12 protein-coding genes are annotated in these 17356 nt (G+C 72.6%); 11 read left to right on the forward strand and 1 reads right to left on the reverse strand.

The genetic code is table 11. The features are described from left to right. The 3 genes from ACIQGQ_RS33370 to ACIQGQ_RS33380 form a co-directional block, all read left to right on the forward strand. Positions 1-188: glycosyl hydrolase family 18 protein (locus ACIQGQ_RS33370; protein WP_402403211.1), on the forward strand; the 188-nt coding region annotated here is incomplete at its 5' end. 237 nt (positions 189-425) lie between these two features. Then, positions 426-3752, forward strand: a complete 3327-nt coding sequence (locus tag ACIQGQ_RS33375; RefSeq protein WP_402403213.1) for a right-handed parallel beta-helix repeat-containing protein — start codon at positions 426-428, stop codon at positions 3750-3752. A 59-nt stretch (positions 3753-3811) separates the two neighbouring features. Beyond that, complete coding sequence (locus ACIQGQ_RS33380; RefSeq protein WP_402403329.1) at positions 3812-4990, forward strand: S8 family serine peptidase; 1179 nt, start codon at positions 3812-3814, stop codon at positions 4988-4990. A 61-nt stretch (positions 4991-5051) separates the two neighbouring features. On the opposite strand, the gene eccCa is transcribed toward ACIQGQ_RS33380, so the two are convergent. Further along, positions 5052-8987, reverse strand: coding sequence for a type VII secretion protein EccCa (gene eccCa, locus ACIQGQ_RS33385; RefSeq protein ID WP_402403332.1), 3936 nt, complete (start codon positions 8985-8987; stop codon positions 5052-5054). 294 nt (positions 8988-9281) lie between these two features. Here eccCa and eccD point away from each other — a divergent pair, with 294 nt between their 5' ends. The 8 genes from eccD to ACIQGQ_RS33425 all read left to right on the forward strand — a co-directional run bounded on the left by eccD (position 9282) and on the right by ACIQGQ_RS33425 (position 17351). Further along, positions 9282-10682 carry a type VII secretion integral membrane protein EccD gene (gene eccD, locus ACIQGQ_RS33390; protein WP_402403216.1) on the forward strand — a complete coding sequence of 467 codons (1401 nt, stop codon included), beginning with the start codon at positions 9282-9284 and terminating at the stop codon, positions 10680-10682. A gap of 18 nt (positions 10683-10700) precedes the next feature. Continuing rightward, on the forward strand, positions 10701-12209 hold the full coding sequence (gene eccB / locus ACIQGQ_RS33395) for a type VII secretion protein EccB (RefSeq protein WP_402403219.1): 1509 nt from the start codon (positions 10701-10703) through the stop codon (positions 12207-12209). Positions 12210-12372: 163 nt separating this feature from the next. Continuing rightward, a complete protein-coding gene (locus ACIQGQ_RS33400) occupies positions 12373-12738 on the forward strand; it encodes a hypothetical protein (protein WP_402403222.1) in 366 nt (121 codons plus the stop codon). A gap of 112 nt (positions 12739-12850) precedes the next feature. Next, positions 12851-13174, forward strand: a complete 324-nt coding sequence (locus tag ACIQGQ_RS33405) for a WXG100 family type VII secretion target (protein WP_402403224.1) — start codon at positions 12851-12853, stop codon at positions 13172-13174. A gap of 13 nt (positions 13175-13187) precedes the next feature. Next, on the forward strand, positions 13188-13628 hold the full coding sequence (locus ACIQGQ_RS33410; protein WP_402403227.1) for a type VII secretion system-associated protein: 441 nt from the start codon (positions 13188-13190) through the stop codon (positions 13626-13628). A gap of 138 nt (positions 13629-13766) precedes the next feature. Beyond that, on the forward strand, positions 13767-16493 hold the full coding sequence (locus ACIQGQ_RS33415) for an AAWKG family protein (protein WP_402403230.1): 2727 nt from the start codon (positions 13767-13769) through the stop codon (positions 16491-16493). Positions 16494-16510: 17 nt separating this feature from the next. Then, positions 16511-16999 carry a YbaB/EbfC family nucleoid-associated protein gene (locus ACIQGQ_RS33420; protein WP_402403335.1) on the forward strand — a complete coding sequence of 163 codons (489 nt, stop codon included), beginning with the start codon at positions 16511-16513 and terminating at the stop codon, positions 16997-16999. Between the two features lie 7 nt (positions 17000-17006). Beyond that, on the forward strand, positions 17007-17351 hold the full coding sequence (locus ACIQGQ_RS33425) for a hypothetical protein (RefSeq protein WP_402403233.1): 345 nt from the start codon (positions 17007-17009) through the stop codon (positions 17349-17351). The last annotated feature ends 5 nt before the right edge of the window (positions 17352-17356 follow it).

A 17356-nucleotide genomic window follows, 5' to 3' on the forward strand; every position in this document is an offset into this window, starting at 1 on the left:
GCCCCTCCACCGGCACCGTCGCCGGCACCGCCTACGCCCACTGCGGCACCAACTGGTGGAGCTACGACACCCCCGCCACCATCACCTCCAAGATGGCCTGGAAGAACCAGCAGGGGCTCGGCGGCACCTTCTTCTGGGAGCTCAGCGGCGACACCGCCGACGGTGAGCTGATCAAGGCCATCAACTAGGCACGCATCGGCCTCCGGGCGCGGACGGAAGAGCAGGAGCGGGGCGGTGGGCCGGTCGGTCCGCCGCCCCGTTTCGTCTGCGTTGGGGTGATCCGCACGGACTCACCGGGTCATGCTCCACCCGGCGTTCCCGCTCCGGCAGGAGCTCACGCGGATCACTCCGGCATGATGGGAGCGCACCCGTTCCGATCATGTGTTCCCAGGACCGCGGTGTGGCCCCGAGGAGGAGGATTCCGCTTGTCACGCCAGGTTCTGACGGTCGGTCCCGAACGGTCCGACGATTTCCGAACGATCGGTGACGCGCTGACGCGGGCACGCAACGGCGCCGTGATCAGCGTCCGTTCCGGCTCCTACGCCGAGAGCCTGGTCATCACCGTTCCCGTCACCGTCGTCGCCGAGCAGTCCCGCGGCAGCGTCGAGATATGCCCGCCGCACGGCAGCGCGGTGGTGCTCCAGGCCGAGGCGGTGATGCTCACCGACCTGGTGCTGCGCGGCCGGGACGAAGAGCTACCGGCGGTGGACGCGCCGCGCGGACAGATCGCGATGGACGGCTGCGACGTCACCGGCTCGTCGTGGACCGCCCTGCTGGCCCGCGGGTCCGGCTCGATGGCGCTCCGGGACTGCAAGGTGCGCAATCCGCGCGGTGCCGGACTGGTGGTGACCTCGTCGGTGGAGAGCTCCGCGGAGTCCTGCACGGTCGAGCACCTGGGCACCTCGGGCGTGGTGATCGGCGAGCGCGGCCGGATCACGCTGCGCGGCTGCACCATCCGCGACGCGCGGGCCAACGGGGTACTCGCCAACGGCGAGGGGCAGGGCTCGGTGGAGGAGTGCGACATCTCCTCCACCGACAAGCCGTCCATCGCGCTGGAGGAGCAGAGCACCACCCGGATCCTGCGGACCGTGGTCCACGACACGGGCGTCGGCGTCCACCTCTCCTCCTCGGCCCGCACGGTGCTGGAGGACATCCGGGTGACCGGCACGAGCGGGCCCGGCATCGTCCTGTCCGGCGGCACCGACCCGCTGCTGCGCCGCTGCCGCACCGCCCGCACGAAGGGGCCCGGGCTGCTCGTCTCGGACCGGGCCCGGGGCACCTTCGAGGACTGCTGGCTCGATTCGGCCCAGGAGGCCGCGCTGCATGTCCGGGGATCGGCCTCCCCGGTACTGATCGGGCTGACCGTCCGGGACAGCGTGCGCGCGGGCGTGCTGCTGGAGGAGGACTCGGTCGCCGAGCTGGACCGGCTGGAGGTCCTCGACGCGGGCGAGGTGGGCGTACGCGTACGCGGCGGCGCCAATCCGCTGGTGCGCCGGGCCCGGATCGGCACCGCGAAGGAGCACGGCGTGGAGGTCGTCAAGGGCGGCCGGGGCCGGCTGGAGGACTGCGAGATCGACCGGCCCGGCGGCATCGGCATCCGGGTCGCGGACGACGGCGACGTCTACGTCGGCGGGGGCGGGGTGCACGGTGCCGCGCACGGCCTGTCCGTGGCCGCGGGCGGCAGCGTCGCCGTCCGGGACTGGCACGTCCGGGAGTCCACGGACACGGGCGTGTCCGTCGAGGACGGCGGCGAACTGACCGCGAACCGGCTGCGGGTCACCGCCGCCGCCGGGCACGGGGTGCTGCTGGCCCAGGGCGGCCGGGGCTCCTTCACCGGCTGCGAGGCGACCGGATCGGGCCGGGACGGCTTCCGGGTGGAGACCACGGCCGCGGTGTCGTTGGTCAACTGCACCGCGCGGGACAACGAGGGCGGCGGCCTGGTGCAGGCCCTGCCGGGCGAGCGCCTGGCGGTCGAGAACCTGACCAGCGGCGGCAACGGCAGGCGGGACGCCTGGGGGCTGGGCGAGGCCGAGGGCACCGATCCCGCCGGAACGGGCGACGCGGCCGGCCCCGGCGCGCCCCGCGAGGACGGCCCGCTGGCCGAACTGGACATGCTGATCGGCCTGGAGAACGTCAAGCACCAGGTGCGGACCCTGGTCAACCTGATCCAACTCGCCCAGCGGCGTGCCCGGCTGGGTCTGCCGGCTCCTCCGATGAGCCGGCACCTGGTCTTCTCCGGCCCGCCCGGCACCGGCAAGACCACGGTCGCGCGGCTCTACGGGGCGGTCCTGGCCGAGCTGGGGGCGCTGCCGTCGGGCCATCTGGTGGAGGTGTCGCGCGCGGACCTGGTGGCGCAGATCGTCGGCGGCACCGCCATCAAGACCACCGAGACGTTCAAACGGGCGCTCGGCGGGGTGCTGTTCATCGACGAGGCGTACAGCCTGCTGTCGGACGGGCGGGGTTCGGGGGCCGACTTCGGGCGCGAGGCGGTGGACACCCTGCTGAAGCTGATGGAGGACCACCGCGACGACGTCGTCGTGGTCGCCGCCGGGTACGCCGACGAGATGCGGGACTTCCTCGGCTCCAACCCGGGGCTCGCCTCGCGGTTCTCCCGGACGGTCGAGTTCGAGAACTACGCGGTGCCCGAACTCGTCGCGATCGTCGAGGCCATGTGCGCCCGGCACCGCTACGAGCTCGACGATTCGACGCTGGGCGCGCTGGCCGCGCACTTCGAGCGGATGCCCCGGGACGCGGGTTTCGGCAACGGCCGGGCCGCCCGGCAGGTGTTCGAGGAGATGGTGGACCGCCAGGCGTACCGGCTGGCCGCGCTGCCCGACGCCGACGAGCAGGACCTCACCCTGCTGCTTCCCGAGGACGTCGGCGAGGAGGCTGCCGCCGCCGTGTCCGGGCAGCCGGGCGAGGGTGCGGCGGAGGACGACCCGCTGGCCCGGCTCGGGGACATGGTGGGCCTGGCCGCCGTCAAACGCGACGTCACCGACCTGGTCAACCTGCTGGCCACCGCGAAGAAGCGCGAGGCGGCCGGGCTGCCCGCGCCCAGGATCAGCCACCACCTGGTCTTCACCGGCCCGCCCGGCACCGGCAAGACCACGGTCGCCCGGCTCTACGGCGAGCTGCTGAGGTCGCTCGGCGTGCTGCCGCGCGGCCAGCTCGTCGAGGTGGCCAGGGCGGACCTGGTCGGACGGTACGTGGGGCACACCGCCCAGCTCACCCGGGAGGTGTTCGACCGGGCCAGGGGCGGGGTGCTGTTCGTCGACGAGGCGTACACGCTGACACCGGAGGGCTCCGCCGGCAGCAGCGACTTCGGGCGCGAGGCGGTGGACACCCTGCTGAAGCTGATGGAGGACCACCGCGACGAGGTGGTGGTCATCGTCGCCGGCTACACGGGCGAGATGGAACGCTTCCTCGCCTCCAACCCCGGCCTCTCGTCGCGGTTCTCGCGGCGGGTGCAGTTCGCCGACTACTCCTCGGACGAGCTGGTCACCATCGTCCGCCAGCACGCGGCCTCCTCCGGCTACGAGTGCGGCGCGGGAACGGGAACGGTCCTGCGGGAGTACTTCGACTCCCTGCCGCGGGACCGTTCGTTCGGCAACGCCCGGCTGGCCAGACAGGTCCTGGAGGGCATGATGACGCGTCAGGCGGGCCGGGTCAGCGCCATGGCGGTGCCCGGTCTGGACGATCTGCGGCTGCTGCTCCCGGACGACGTCGTACGCCCGCGGGAGGGGTCCGAGTGAGGGCGGTCGGCAGGGCGCGGAGCGGCACCGGCCGCCGTGCCGGGCGGGCTCCGGCCGCGATGTTCCTGGCCGCGGCCCTGGTGCTGCCGGCGGCCGGGCCGTCCATCGCGGCCGACGGCGAGAAGGTCAGGCTGCCGGTGGTGCCGACGCGCCTCGACGCCGGTGATCCGTGCACCGGCGCGTCGGGGGCACGGGCCACGGCGGTGCCGTGGGAGCAGCGGAATCTCCAGCTCGCCCGCACCTGGGAGTCCGGTCTGGGGGCGGGGACGAAGGTCGCGGTGGTGGACACCGGGGTCTCGACGCGGGCGCCGGCGCTCGCGGGGCGGGTCACGGCCGTGGGCGGGGCCGGGACGGACTGCGTGGGGCACGGGACGTTCGTGGCCGGGCTGATCGCGGCGGCGCCCGCGCGGAACGTGCGGGTCGCGGGGGTCGCCCAGCAGGCCCGGATCATCGCGGTGCGGGGCACCGACGAGCGGGGGGCGGCGACCGCGGAATCGGTCGCCGCCGGCATCCGGGCGGCGGTGGACGCGGGGGCGAAGGTCGTCCAGGTCTCCCCCGCGCTGGCCGCCGATTCGGCGGGACTGCGTGCGGCGGTGCGGTACGCGGCCTCCCGGGACGCGTTGATCGTGGCGGCCGCGGCTCCCGACCCGGCGGGTTCGCCGGCGGGCCGGGAGCCCGTGCCGCCGCGCGACTACTGGCCCGCCGCGGCGCCCGGGGTCCTCTCCGTGATCGACATGGACGCGCGGGGCGGCCGACCCGACTCCGCGCCGGCCGCGCGGAGCGCGGACCTCGCCGCCCCGGGTGACGGGGTGGTGGGCGTGGGCCCCCGGGGGACGGGACACTTCATCGGGTCGGGGGCGTCGTTCGCCGCCGGCTACGTCGCGGGCGCCGCCGCGCTCGTACGGTCGGCGCATCCGGAGCTGTCGGCCGCCGGGACGGCGCGGCGGCTGGCCCGTACCGCCTATCCGGCGGACGTGCCGCGGCTGGACCCGTACGCGGCGGTGACCTCCGTGCAGGACGCGGCGGCGGCCCCCCGGGCTGTGCGGGACGACTCCGTGGTGCTGCCGTCGGGGGACCGCGGCGAGGGTGCGGCCCGCCGGGCGGTGTGGATCGCGGCGGCGGGTGTCTCGCTCGTGCTGCTGGTGGCGTGGGCGGCGCTGGCGGCCCCGCGCGGCCGGGCGCGCGGCTGGCGCCCCGCCGGGTCCCGCCGGACGGCCGGGGGCGCGGACACGGCCTGATCCGGCGGCAGCCGGCCGAAGGGCCCCGGGGTCGGCCGTCCCCGGGGCCCTTCGCCGTCGCTCAGCCCCCGAGCGGCGATCCGGCCTCTCCGGCCAGCGCGGTCTGCACGAGGGTGGGCTTGCGCCGGACGATGTACTGGGCGCGGCCCGGCGGCAGGTTGCGCGGCTTCACGTTGCCGAACACGTAGCCCTCGGACGGCGGGCAGGACAGCAGCATGCCGGGGGTGTTGACCTCGTCCAGGCGGCGCAGCAGCTGGTCGTTGAGGCCCCGTCCGGCGCCGGTGGCCGAGCGGACCGCGACCACGTGCAGGCCGACCTCGTAGCCGAGCGCGAGGTGGTCCATGAGCGGGGCGAACGGATGGTCGTAGGAGCCGGTGCCGCTGACCATGTCGTAGTCGTCCACCAGGACGAACAGGCGCGGTCCGCTCCACCAGTCGCACTGCCGCATCCGGGCCGGGGCGATGTCCGGGCCGGGGAGCCTGGTCTTGATCGCGCGGGCCGCGCCGCCGACCAGTTCGCGCAGGGCGTCGACGGCGACGACGTGTCCGAGGCGGTACTCCTCGGGGACGGCGTCGACCAGTTCGCGGCGGTAGTCGACCACCAGGATGCGGGCCTCGGCCGCGGTGTACCGGTCGGTGATCGCGCGGACCAGGAGGCGCAGCAGGTTGGTCTTGCCGCTCTCGCCGTCGCCGATCCCGATCAGGTGCGGGGTGCGGCCGAAGTCGTGCCAGACCGGGGAGAGGGTCTCCTCGTCGAGGCCGATCGGCACCCGCAGGCCCTCGATGCGTTCGGGTGCGGGAAGGTCGGCGGCGGGGAGGTGGTGCGGGAGCATCCGTACCGGCGGGGCGGGCGGTCCCGACCAGTGCTCGGCGATCCGGCCGACCAGGTCGGCGACGCCCTCGGCGAGGTCGTCGGCGCCGTCCCGCCCGTCCATGCGGGGCAGGGCGGTCAGGAAGTGGAGTTTGCCCTCCATGGTCAGGCCGCGCCCGGGGCTGCGCGGCACGGTGGCCGCCTTGCGGATGTCGATCATCGAGTCCATCGGGTCGCCGAGCTTGAGTTCCAGGCGGGTCAGCGCCTGGTCCCGGACCTGGGCGGGGAGCTCGATCCAGCGGGCGGTGGTGACGACGAGGTGCACACCGTAGTTGAGACCGCGGGAGGCGATCTGGTGGAAGGTGGGGATCAGCGAGTCGAAGTCCTGCTTGACCGTGGCCCAGCCGTCGACGACGAGGAAGACGTCGCCGTGCGGTTCCTCGGGGAACTCCCCGGCGGCCCGGCGGCGGCGGTAGGAGGCCATCGAGTCGATGCCCCGGTCCTGGAAGAACTGCTCCCGCTCGTTGAGCACGGCGGTCACCTCGGCCACCGTACGGCTGATCCGTTCGGTGTCGAGCCGTCCGGCGACGCCGCCGACGTGCGGCAGCCCGGAGAGGGCGGAGAGCGCGCCGCCACCGAAGTCCAGGCAGTAGAACTGCACTTCGCGCGGGGTGTGGGTGAGGGCGAGCGCGCCGATCAGGGTCCGTACGACGGTCGACTTGCCGCTCTGGGAGCCGCCCGCGATCGCGATGTGACCGCCGGAGGCGGAGAGGTCCACCGCCAGCGGGTCGCGGCGCTGCTCGAACGGCATGTCCACCAGGCCCAGGGGCACCTTGAGGTTGCCCGGTCCGGTCCTTCCGGCCGGGGTGAGGCCGCGTTCCGGATGGGGTTCGGGCGACGGCAGGAGCACGTCGAGCGCGGGCGGCAGGTCCAGGGGCGGCAGCCACACCTGGTGGGCGGCCGGACCGGCGCCGCGGAGCCGTTCCAGGGCGACGGAGAGCAGGCTCTCGTTGCCGTCGGTCTCCTCCTCGGCGACGGGTTCGGGGGCGCTGGCGGGGGTGCGCGGGACGACCCACTCGGTCGTCCAGGGCATCACCTGGCTGGCGACCCTGGCCTGGACGGCGGCGCCGCGGCGCTTGTGGTACGGGCCGGATACGTAGGCCGCCCGGAATCGGGTCAGTGCCTCGACACCGCTCTTGAGGAAGCCGCTGCCGGGCTGGGAGGGCAGCTGGTAGGCGTCGGGGACGCCGAGCACGCCCCGGGACTCCATGGCGGAGAAGGTGCGCAGCCCGACCCGGTAGGAGAGGTGGCTCTCCAGCTGGTGCATGCGGCCCTCGTCCAGGCGCTGGGAGGCGAGCAGCAGATGGACGCCGAGCGAGCGGCCTAGCCGCCCGATCATCACGAAGAGGTCCATGAACTCACGGTGTGCGGAGAGCAGTTCGCTGAACTCGTCGACGACGACGAAGAGGCTGGGCAGGGGTTCGAGGTCGGCCCCGGCCGCGCGGGCCTTCTCGTACTCCAGGGCGGAGGTGTGGTTGCCGGCGCTGCGCAGCAGTTCCTGGCGGCGGATCAGCTCGCCGTGCAGGGCGTCCTGCATGCGTTCCACGAGGGCGGTCTCGTCGGCCAGGTTGGTGATCACCGCGGAGGTGTGCGGGAGTTCGTCGAGGCCGAGGAAGGTGGCACCGCCCTTGAAGTCCACCAGGACGAAGTTGAGTGTTTCGGAGGAGTTCGTGAGGGCGAGGCCGAGCACCAGGGTCCGCAGCAGTTCGCTCTTGCCGGAGCCGGTGGCGCCGATGAGCATGCCGTGCGGGCCCATGCCGCCCTGGGCCGACTCCTTGATGTCCAGTTCCACCGGGATTCCGTCGGCGCCGACCGCGACCGGGACCCGGAGCCGTGCCGCGCCGGTGGCGCGTTCCCATAGGGTGGCCGGATCGTGTCGGTACAGGTCGGGGATGCCGAGCAGGGTGGTGAGTTCGACGTCGGTGTCCAGGGGCTGCGCGGCGTCCGACGACAGGCTCATCCGGTACGGCGCGAGCAGTCTGGCCAGCGCCTCCGCCGCGCCCGGTCCCATGGCGTCGGGGCGGCCGAGGAGGGTGGTCTGCTCCTTGCGGCTGCGGTCGGTGCGGACGAGATGCAGGCTGTCCGGCTGGACGTCGAGGCGCAGGGTGGTGCGGCCGGGCCGCCAGCCGAGGGCGCCCGACAGGTCGAGCACGACGGCATTGCGCAGGCCCGGCCCGTCGATGCGGTGGCCGGCGGGCACGGTGGTGCCGTCGACGACGATCACGGTGAAGGGTTCGTCGCGGCCGGGTACGGCCTCGGGGTCGTGGACGGGGCGTTCGGTGAACTCCGCGCCGAGGAGCGTCTCCAGGTCGCGGAAGGTGGAGGCGACCAGTCTGGTGGCGCCCGCGCCGTCCTGCTCGTGGGCGTGCCGGCCGTGGGGGAGCCATTTGACCCACTCCCATTCGGCGCGGCGTTCGTCGGCCACGCAGAGGGCGATCCAGAGTTCCTCCGGCGGGTGGAAGAAGGCGAGTTGGGCCAGGACCGCGCGGGCGGTGTCCCGTACGGCCCGGTCGTCGCCGCGGAGGAGGATCCGGGTCCAGGACCGCAGGTAGAGGCCGGTGGGCTGGTCGGGGACGACCCCGTACGCCTTGATGAAGCGGCGCAGGGCGTGGGCGCAGAGCGGTTCGAGGTCCTCGACCGGCTTGGTCGCGGTGGGAGTGAGGCGCAGGGCCAGCTGCTGGTCGCCGACGGCTATCCGCACCTCGCCGAAGTCGTCGTCGGAGACCCGGCGTTCCCACAGCCGGGTGGAGCGCACCATGGTGCGCAGCACCCTCGGTTCGGGGTGCCGCCAGGCGAGGGCCTCCTGCTGGTCGCCGACCGCCTCGTGGACGGTGCGCCGGATCTGGGAGAGGTAGCGCAGGTAGTCGCGGCGCTCGCCGCGCAGCCGCTGCTTGCGTTCGCCGCCCTTGCGCATCATCTGGCCGACGAGCATGGCGGCCGAGGCGGTGACCATCATGCCGAGTGCCAGGTAGGTGAAGACGCTGCTGCCGCCGCCCGGGCGCATGAACATCAGCATCATGGACACCGACATCATGGCCATCGGCAGATAGGTCCAGATCGCCGAGGAGTCGGGGACCGTCTCCGGGAGAGTCGGCGGTTCCTGGAGGTTCAGCTCTCCTTCGGGCATGTCCGGGCCGCGGCGGCGGGCGGGGCGGCGGAAGAGGACCAGACTCAACGAACGGACTCCTTCGACGACGGCGGCGGAGGGCCGCGGGCAGCGGCGGACCGCCCGCCGTGACGGGTGGGCCGGTCCGACGGGCCACGGGACACCGACGAAGTGGGCGAACCGGATGGTCGCGGACCAATGGGGATGCGGAAGCGGCACGTTGACGCGAACCGGATGATGATCAGTAGTCTGCATCCGATCACCAAGCGCGTCCACGTCGCACCCGACAAGTTCCCGAGAACGCGAGCCCCGACCTTGACCGAAAGCTCCGTGGCGGGCCTGTGCCGCCTCACGATACGTGCCCCCGAGAAGACCATCGATCTGGCGGTACCCGCCGATGTGCCGGTGGCCGACCTCCTTCCCACCGTGCTGCGCTACGCGGGCGCGGAACTGGAGGAGAACGGCCTGGACCACGGCGGCTGGGTGCTCCAGCGGCTGGGCGGACCGGCCCTCGACGACGAGGGAACCCTGGAGACCGTCGGTCTCAAGGACGGTGAGGTGCTGTACCTGCGCCCGCACACCGACGCCCTGCCCGAAGTCCGGCTGGACGACCTGGTCGACGGCATCGCCAGTGTGGTGCGCGACCGGTTGCACGGCTGGGACGCCGGCTCCAGCCGGAAGCTGCTGCGGGCCCTGTGCGTGCTGACGCTGCTGGCGGGGCTCGTCCTGCTGGCCCTGCCGGGGGGCCCGGCCGGGGTGCGGGCGGCCGGGGCGGGCGCGGTCGCCGCGCTGCTGCTGGCCGGGGCCGCCTCGGCGAGCCGGGCCGTGGGCGACGCGGCGGCCGCCGCGGTGCTCGGGGCGATGGCGAGCCCGTACCTCGCGCTGGCGGGGTGGCTGATGCCGGGCGGCGACCTGGCGGGGCCCGACGCGCACCGGGTGCTGGGCGCACGGTTGCTGGCGGCGGGGGCGGCCGGGGCGGGCGCCGCGGTGCTGGGGCTGGCGCTCTCGGCCGTGTCGGTGCCGTTCTTCCTGGCCACGGCGGTGTTCTGGGGCGTGGTCGCGCTGGGCGGGGCGCTCGCCGGGCCGGCCGGGCTGTCGTGGGACGGCACGGCCACGGTGCTCGCCGCGCTTGCCGTGGTGCTGGGCGGGTTCGTACCGGCTCTGGCGTTCAAGCTGGCGGGGATGCGGATGCCCGCGCTGCCGACCAACTCCCAGCAGCTGCAGGAGGGCATCGAGCCCTATTCCGGCGGTGACGTGACCACCCGTACCGAGCTGGCGAGCGGCTGGATGACCGCGCTGTACGGGGCCGCGGGCACCGTCTGCGCGGTCTGCCTGGTGGTGCTGGCCATGCGCCCGAACCTCCCGGAGGCCCTGACCGCCTCGGTGCTCTCGCTGCTCCTGCTGCTGCACGGGCGCGGGATGGTCAACGTGCCGCAGCGGCTCGCGCTGCTGCTGCCCGGCGTCTGGGGCGCCCTGCTGCTGACCGGGGCGCTGGCCGCGGCGCTGACCCCCGAGGAGCGGCCGCTGCTGGTCGGGGGCCTGGTGGCGCTCACCGCACTGCTGGCGATCGTGTCCTGGACGGTGCCGGGGCGGCGGCTGGTGCCGTACTGGGGCCGCGCGGCCGAACTGCTGCACTCGGCACTGGCGATCAGCCTGCTGCCGCTCGCGCTCTGGGTGCTCGGCGTGTTCGCCGCGCTCCGGGCGATCAACGGCTGATCCGGAGGGTATTGCCCCATGCAGTCCAAGCGTGACCAGGTGCAGGCGCACACCTTCGTGATGGGCCGGCTGACCTCGGGGATGCTGCTCGCCGACCCGGACGCCCCGGAGAGCCCGTTGGGCCGGACCACCCGCGGGGTGGTGATCGGTGTGGTGATCGCGGTGCTGGTGGCCGCCGGTTCGCTGGTGTACGGCTTCATGTCCCCCGGGGGCAACGACTCCTGGCGGGCGTCGGGGACCCTGGTGGTGAACCGGGACACGGGAGCCCGGTACGTGTACGTGGGGGGCCTGCTGCGTCCGGTGCGCAACTACGCCTCCGCGCTGCTGGTCGGCGACGGCGGGCTGAAGTCGCGGGACGTGGGCACGGCCTCGCTGAAGGGCACTCCGGTGGGTGCTCCGGTCGGGATACCGGGCGCGCCGGACTCCGTGCCGGCGGCGGGCGATCTGGAGGAGGACCCGTGGCAGGTGTGTTCCGTGCTGGCCTCGGAGGCCGGTGCGGGGAACTCGGGGAGCAGGACGGGGGCCTTCACCGCGCTGGTGGCCGGTGCGCCGGTCGGGGGGCGGGGTCTGGGGGCCGGGCAGGGGCTGCTGGTGTCGGGGCCGGACGGGGTGCGGTACCTGGTCTGGCAGGGCAGTCGGCTGCGGCTGGACCGGAGGGGGAACGCCGCGGTGTCCCTGGGGTACGGGTCGGTGACGCCGAGGCCGGTGTCCGCCGCGTTCCTGGACGCGCTGGTGCGGGGACCGGATCTGGCTCCGCCGGACGTGCCGGGGCTCGGTGGGGCGGGGCCGTCGCTGGGCGGGCACCCCTCGAAGCTCGGGCAGGTGTTCCAGTCCCTCACGCCGGGGGGCGGGCGCGAGTACTACCTGCTGCGCAAGGAGGGACTGGTCCCGTTGTCGGAGACGGGAGCCGCGCTGGTGCTGGGTTCCGCGGGGACGAGGGCCGGGGCGTACGGCGGTGCGGAGCCCGTCGCGGCGGTGATCGGAGCGGCCGAGGTGAAGGCCCGGATGGCGCCCGGCGCGGAGGGCAGTGAGCCCGTTCCGGCCGGGCTGCCCCGGACGCCGCCACGCGCCGGGGCCGTACCGGCGGGGTGGGCCGCCTGTGCCCGGGTGCGGCCCGACCACGGGGACGGCACGCAGGTGACCGGTGTGCTGGTACCCCTTTCCGCGCTGCCCCCGGCGTCCGCCGCGGCGCCCGAGCACATCGCCGCGGCCTGCCTCCCGGTGGACGCGACGGTGGTGCGGCCGGGGCACGGCGCACTGGTCAAGGCGCTCGGCGCGGGTGGCACCGACGTCGGTTCGACCACCTACTTCGTCTCCGACAACGGGGTGAAGTACCGGCTGCTCTCCCGGGCGGCGCAGAAGGCGCTCGGCTACGACGGGGTCTCGGCCCAGGCCCTGCCGTCCCCGCTGCTGGCGATGGTTCCGTCCGGTCCCGACCTGAGTCCGGAGGCGGCCCTGGCGGGGCGGACCCCGGGCACGACGGCGCCTTCGTGCGACGGGACCGCGGGGACGGACGGAAGGCCCTGAGGGCCGCAGGGCAGAAGGCCGGGAGGGCAACGGGAAATTGCCGTGGGACAAACGGATCTGAGGAATCCTCAGAGGAAACTCAGATCTCTCCACGCCCCGTTGAGAACGCCGAGCACAGGATCATATGATCCGCTTCATCCAGCGTGTAAGCATGGGAGAGACCGTGGCAGACACAGATGCTCAGGCGGGTCCGGGCGGCAATGTCCAGCAGTCGAGCGAGACCTCGACCCGGAACGGCATCCAGGCGCTCGAGGCCGCGTACAGCGGAATCCTCAAGTCGCGTCAGGACGTCGACAACACCAGGAACAACCTGAGCAAGGGCTACCAGGGCAGTGACGGTGGCCAGTACGGCGTCCTGCTGAAGCAGTGGGACGACCAGGTGAACATCATCCTCCGCAACCTGGAGGACATGGTCGACAAGCTCAACACCAGCCTGGTGGAGCACGGCAAGACCCAGGGTTCGTCGAACGACGCGATCAACCAGGCGTACAGCGCCTCGCAGAAGGCGTTCGACGACCTCATGGCGTAGGCCCGTCACGGACGGCGCTCCAGCCGTCCCTTCCGCCGGCCGTCCGGCACTCCTCGCCGCGATCCGCGGCGGGGCATCCTCCCCAGGCAGCAGCGAAGCGAGGTCTCCCCCGATGCCCGACAACCTGACAGACGGCTACATCCTGGTCGACTACGGCCACATGAACAACGCCGGTGACGACATGGTCCGCCAGACCCAGGCGATAGCCCGGACACTCTCGTCCCTGGAGGCGGAGCTCGCCGAGCTGCGCAAGACGTGGTACGGCTCCGACGCAGACACCTACCGCCAGAAGCAGGCGGCCTGGGACCAGGCGGTGCGGAACATGGAGACGCTGCTGAACTCGCACGCGGCCCTGCTGACCGACATCTCGGGCAACTACAAGTACAGCGAGAACTCGCTGTCGCAGATGTGGTCCGAGATCACCATCGGCCGCTGAGCGCGGGCATCCGATGGCCGATCTGACCCATCTCGACGGCAAGAGCCTCAAGACGTTCGCCGACCACGACGTCACGGACTTCCAGACCGCGCTGGACAAGATCCGCAAGGACGATCCCAACGGTCTCAAGGCGCTGAAGAGCATCCTCGACGGACGCACCACGCCCACGACGCTCCAGCAGGACCCGGCGCTGGCCATCGGCCTGTTGGGGACGGACGACAGTGTGCACGGCCAGTCCCTGGTGAAGGCGGTCAAGACGGCCGCGGCCTCGGTCGACGACATCTTCGCGAACCAGCAGACGCTCTTCACCCACATCAAGAGCGACCTGCTGACGACCATCGAGAAGCTGCTCAACACCCAGGGCAAGAGCCTCGAATCGATCGACGGCGCCGCGCTCCTCGACATCTTCTCGGACGTGGACAAGGACCTGGGCCCGACCAAGACGGGTACCTGATCCCGACCGCCCTCCCGGGGGCGGCCCGTCTCCGGCGACCTGCCCGGACCGCTTCCGGCGGTCCGGGCCGGTCCGTCTCCGTACGTTCCCGTCCCAGTCTCCTCCTCTCCCTTCCTCCTCGTTCCCGGAGCGTTCCGCATGTCGACCCCCACCTCGCAGAGCTACGACGCCGACGACTACTGGGGGCAGGCGGTCACCAAGCTGACCGGCTATCCGATGCCCAGCCGGAAGGGCCTGTTCACCGGGTTGAGCAGCAAGGAGAAGAGCCCGCTCTTCCGGATGAGCCTCGACACGATCGCCGTCCAGTCCGTCGTGGACGCGGCGAAGCAGGGGTCGTTGAAGAGTTCGGGCCAGGACTACGACCTGTACTTCTACACCAACAAGAAGGGCCGTGTGGAGATGTACCACGCGCGGCTCGTCTTCATCGGCTCCTTCATGTCCGAGAACGGGCGCAGCCGGGGGCTGAACCCCAACGAGACCCTGAGCGGCGGCAAGTACAAGGGGGCGTACGGCGACGACTTCGACATCGGCCCCCTGGGCCAGTACATGGGTGGTCCGGGGACGGTGCTGGACGCCCTGATCAACGCGCGGACCACGCAGGGGGCCGGCTTCAACGGCGCCTCGGTCCCGGACGCCAACGTGGTGGACCTCAACTCCTTCCTGAGGACCGCCCAGGCCTTCGACCGGGCCACCCAGTTCTTCGTGGACCAGTCGGCGGTCCTCGCCGGATGGGAGAAGTCGCTGGGCAGTGAGCAGTCGGCCTGGAAGGGCCAGGCCGCCGGGGTCTTCTGGCAGCTGATCCACCAGCTGAACGGCAATTACGAGAGCTACAAGGAACAGTTGGGCGCGACCGGCACGTTCGACGCGGTCGGGGATCCTCCGTTCACCCCGAAGTCCAACCACTCCAAGCAGCTGATGGCCGCGCAGGAGACCCTGCTCACCCAGGCGAAATCGCTGCGGACGGCGTGGAACGCGTGGATGGGAAGGTCCGAGCACGACCCGCACTACCTGCTGATCCAGGTCCTGGACGAGATCCTCACGTGGCTGGTGGCCAACAACATCCCGTACATCTCCGCGACCACCAGCACGGGAAACGTCCTCACCCCCACCACCACCACGACGTACAGCACCAAGCCGGGCTTCCAGGAGGCCCACCCGGACTACGGCGACCTCACCGACATCCAGAACTGGGCGAAGGTGGGCGAGGCGGCGGTGCAGCGCTGGAACCAGTACATCGACACACCCCATCCGGACGTCCCGGGGCTCGAACTCGGCCTGAACGGGACGGCGCAGACGGCGCTGTCCGACCTCAACAACGGGTGGCTCGACGCCACCACACCGTTCGAGACGCCGATCACCACCAAGAACACCGGGACGCTGACGGAGTTCTACACCAAGGAGCAGGCCGAGAAGGCCAAGGCGGAGGCCGACAAGGCCAAGGCGGAGGCCGACAAGGCCAAGGAGGACGCCAACAAGGCGTCCGAGGACCTCAACAAGACCCTGCAGGACCTCAACAAGGGCATCGGGAGCATGGGGGACGGCATCACCCAGTCCCTCAACGACTTCGGTGGTGGCCCGGGCGGTCTGAAGGACCTGCTCGGCGGGGGCGCGACGAAGGACCTCAACCCGGGGGCGGGCAACGGTCTCGACGGTGGTACCGGCAAGGGCCTGCCCGACAGCATCGACAAGATCCTCAATCCGGGCGGCCAGGACCCGACGCAGGGCACCGGGGACAACACGCAGACCGGCCCGCTGAACCCGTTCCCGCCGGGCACGCTCCCCGGCGGCTCGGTGCTGGGGCCCGGTGGCGGCACCACGTCCCTCGACAAGAACCGCAATCTGGTCACGACGTACCCCAATGGCGACCGGGTGACGTACGACCCGAAGACCGGCAAGTACACGGTCACCCCCCACCAGGGCAAGACCACGGTGCAGGACCTGAATCCGGGCCAGAGCGTGACCAACCCGGACGGCAGTGTCACCACGCTGAACAAGGACGGCACGCTCACCACCACGTTCAAGGACGGCAGCCGGCAGATAGTCGATCCGGAGACCGGCAAGGTCAGGACCATCGACAAGGACGGCAAGGAGACGGTCACCGACCTCAACCCCCGGTCCGAGCTCGAATGGCCGCCGAAGCGCGACACGAGCACGGTGCCGCCGCCGACCCGTGAGGACCTCAACCGGGACCTGGGCCACGACCTGAACCGGGATCTGCGCGACGCCCTCGATCGGAGCCTCCACCGCGACCTCGGCTCGCACTCCAGCACCTCGCTGCTGAACGGCTCCGGTTCCGGCGCGGACGGCACCGGGTCCGGCGGCGGGCAGAACCGCCGCGGCGGGAGCGATTACGAGGAGTACGACAGCACCTTCCACCCGGGCGGGACGCTCGGCGCGCCCCCCGGCGCCACCGGGGCCCTCCCGACCGGTGCGGAGTCGGGCACCGGGACGGGAACGGGCGCGTCGTCGGACGGCTCCACCCCGCTCAACCCCACGATGCCGATGGGCGGCATGGGCGGGATGGGCATGGGCGGCATGGGAATGGGGGGCATGGGCGGCGCGGGTGCCGGTGGCCAGGCGGGTGGCTCGTCGGGCGAGCGGGTGCGCAACGTCCTCGCGGAGAACGGCCCCGGTGCCCGTGGCGGGGCGTCGCGCGGCGGACGCCGCGGTGCCGAGGAGGAGCGCGGCGCCCGCAGGGTCCGTACGGCCACCAGTTCCGCGCCGGTCCCCGGCGGGGCGGCCGGTGCGACCCAGGACGGGCGGGCGACCGGCAGCGGTGAGCGCGACCGGGTGCACTGGGTGGCCGAGGACGAGGACGTGTGGGGCGCGGAAGAGGGCGGCACGCCCACGGTGATCGGACGGTGAGCGGGGCGATGGACGAGATGACGACGGACGGCACGGGCCGCGGCGAGGTGTCGCCGTACGCCCGTTCCGTGGAGGCCCGGCTCGCCGCGGCCATGGCCGAGCTGGAGGCCACCGAGAAGGGGGTGGCCCGTGCGGAGGCCGAGTTGCGGCGGGCGACCCGCACCGTGCGGTCGGCGGACCGGTCGGTGGAGGTGACGGTCGGGCCGCAGGGCGAGCTGACCGAGCTGCGGTTCCTGGAGCAGAAGTACCGGACCATGTCGCCGGACGACCTGTCCGGGGCGGTGCTGGAGGCGTTCGGGAGGGCCCGGGCGGAGATGGCCCGGCAGGTGATGGAGACCTTCGAGCCGTTCACCCGGCCGAGCGATGCGGTGCCCGAGCTGACGGGCGTGGACATCGACTGGGCGCGGATCTTCGGCCCCGAGGTGCTCCAGGACCCGGAGGAACGGGCCAGGCAGGCCGCGGGGCGCCGCCTGCGGGACGAGATCGACGAGGACGAGGAGCGCTGAGCACACGATGTCCGATGGTTACTTCGCCGAACCGGCCCGCATCCAGGCCGGGGTGCGGCACATGCTCTCGATCAGCACCTCGCTCGGTGCGATGGTGGACGACTTCGTGATGGACGTACGGGCGACACGCGACTGGCCGGGGCAGGACGACAGCTTCGCCAAGGAGGTCATCCCGCAGGAGCAGAAGGAGCGGGAGAGCAGCAGCGAGACCGCGATAGCCCTGTCCGAAGCGGTCTACGGGGTGGCGCACGGCACACAGGTCAACCTGACCGCGATCAGGTCCAACCAGAACAACATCCTGGACGCCATCCGCGACCACCGGATCAAACCCAACACCAGCGGAAAGCGCTGACGGCA

It is taken from the genome of Streptomyces sp. NPDC092952 (genome assembly GCF_044754785.1).
In the GTDB taxonomy this organism is placed as follows: Bacteria; Actinomycetota; Actinomycetes; order Streptomycetales; family Streptomycetaceae; genus Streptomyces.

Excerpts from the sequence above, each read along its gene's own strand:
- ACIQGQ_RS33380 (WP_402403329.1), top strand. The coding sequence starts at position 3,812 with ATGTTCCTGGCCGCGGCCCTGGTGCTGCCGGCGGCCGGGCCGTCCATC.
- eccCa (WP_402403332.1), bottom strand. The coding sequence starts at position 8,987 with ATGCCCGAAGGAGAGCTGAACCTCCAGGAACCGCCGACTCTCCCGGAG.
- eccB (WP_402403219.1), top strand. The coding sequence starts at position 10,701 with ATGCAGTCCAAGCGTGACCAGGTGCAGGCGCACACCTTCGTGATGGGC.
- ACIQGQ_RS33405 (WP_402403224.1), top strand. The coding sequence starts at position 12,851 with ATGCCCGACAACCTGACAGACGGCTACATCCTGGTCGACTACGGCCAC.
- ACIQGQ_RS33410 (WP_402403227.1), top strand. The coding sequence starts at position 13,188 with ATGGCCGATCTGACCCATCTCGACGGCAAGAGCCTCAAGACGTTCGCC.
- ACIQGQ_RS33415 (WP_402403230.1), top strand. The coding sequence starts at position 13,767 with ATGTCGACCCCCACCTCGCAGAGCTACGACGCCGACGACTACTGGGGG.
- ACIQGQ_RS33420 (WP_402403335.1), top strand. The coding sequence starts at position 16,511 with ATGACGACGGACGGCACGGGCCGCGGCGAGGTGTCGCCGTACGCCCGT.
- ACIQGQ_RS33425 (WP_402403233.1), top strand. The coding sequence starts at position 17,007 with ATGTCCGATGGTTACTTCGCCGAACCGGCCCGCATCCAGGCCGGGGTG.